The sequence below is a fragment of the Oryzibacillus soli genome (genome assembly GCF_051594765.1).
Lineage (GTDB): Bacteria > Bacillota > Bacilli > Paenibacillales > NBRC-103111 > Paenibacillus_AR.
Genome location: NZ_JBPPGJ010000067.1, coordinates 1 through 1624, shown reverse-complemented (window position 1 = coordinate 1624; position 1624 = coordinate 1). Strand labels below are relative to the sequence as shown.

Sequence of the window (1624 nt, the reverse complement as noted above, 5' to 3'; positions counted from 1 at the left end):
CTGCAAGAGGCATTTCGAGGAAGCGGATTCAGCAGACAACCCAGCACCACCTAACCGCGTCGCGGCCGGTCGGGACCCAGCTGCGCATATGGATCTGGGCTTCCTTAAGGTGGTGTGGGTTCGTAGATACAACAACGTTATATGAAAGATCAGCAAGGGATTTATAGATTTATAGACCAATGAAGGTGATTCTATGAAGTATCAGACAATAAATTACTTTTTAAGTATATATCGAAAAGAGATCAATGCTGGGGGAACATTCTCCAATATAGATTTACTAACATTATTCTTCAAGAATGAACCATCAAGAATTATTAATAATTTGATTGAAGAATCAAGAATATTACTAATTGATATTAATAATGAAGATTGGGAAATGAGTATGAAAACCAAAGAGCTTTGTAAGGAATATGGAAAGAATGGACTTAAAAAACTCGTAAATGAAATCGTTTCTGTTAGTGATTCTTAGAAGGCTGATCCTTCATATAACACCGTATTCACGCGGCGGGCCTGACGGCCCTTGGTCTGCAAGAGGGTTTTCGAGGAAGCGGAATCAGCAGACAACCCTGCACTGGCTAAGTCCGTCGGACCCGGGGCTGGCGCCCCTTAAGCCAGTGAGGGTTCGTGAATACAACAACGTTATCGGAAATTCAGTTGAAAGGAATAAAAACATTGAAAACACTATATCGTCCGGTAGGTTTGACTGAGATGAAATTAATCCTCGACTTAAATCTGAAAGGCTTCCCTCCTAGACTTCCTGAACAACCTATTTTTTACCCGGTACTTAATAAAGCATATGCGGATCAGATAGCTTATGAATGGAATACAAAGGATAGGTTTTCGGGATATGTGGGATTCGTTACAGAATTTGATGTAGATAGTCCGTTTATTGATAAATACCAAGAACAAATAGTTGGAAGTACGAGGCATAATGAACTTTGGATTCCCGCTGAAGAATTAGAGGAACTTAATAATAATATAGTTGGTCATATCAGAATGGTTGATGTTTTTTATGGAGCTTATTACGAGGGAGTTACACCAGAGTTGAGTATTTTTGAAGGAAAGAATATAGTTGAACAATTCAAGATTTGGAAAGAAATTTTAGTATATAATTCAATGGATTTTTATTGTGAGCTTAAGGAATATTGGAAATACATTTTTTTGAATTACAAGCTTTGGCATGATAGTGATTTCAATGAGTATGGAATTAGTGACTTAGAAAAGAAAGAAGTATTAATGACAATGAATGTATTTTGGAAAGAACAGTTTCCAGAGATCAGACTTTTTGCAGGTATTTCAGAGAAGAACTGAACATCCGATAACACCGTATTCACGCGGCGGGCCTGACGGCCCTTGGTCTGCCCGAGGCTTTTCGGGGAAGTGGAGTCAGGCAGACAACCCTGCGAGGCTAAGTGGCGGAGCCACCCGGCCCTGGCGGGCCTTAAGCCTCTCGGGTTCGTGAATACAAGAACGTTATGTGAAAGCACCGAAGGTCAAGGGACATTGAAGGTCAAGGGACATTGAAGGTCAAGGGACATTGAAGGTCAAGGGACATTGAAGGTCAAGGGACATTGAAGGTCAAGGGACATTGAAGGTCAAGGGACATTGAAGGTCAAGGGACATT

General features: G+C 40.8%; 2 protein-coding genes. Both read left to right on the top strand.

Features of this window, described 5'->3' with window-relative positions; translation table 11 throughout:
- Positions 1-193 precede the first annotated feature (193 nt).
- The gene (locus ACSEXW_RS28145) at positions 194-469 is read left to right on the top strand and encodes a hypothetical protein (RefSeq protein WP_438449500.1); all 276 of its coding nucleotides are present in this window, start codon (positions 194-196) and stop codon (positions 467-469) included.
- A 155-nt stretch (positions 470-624) separates the two neighbouring features.
- Positions 625-1311: a hypothetical protein gene (locus ACSEXW_RS28140; protein ID WP_438449499.1), complete on the top strand. Its 687-nt coding sequence runs from the start codon at positions 625-627 to the stop codon at positions 1309-1311.
- The last annotated feature ends 313 nt before the right edge of the window (positions 1312-1624 follow it).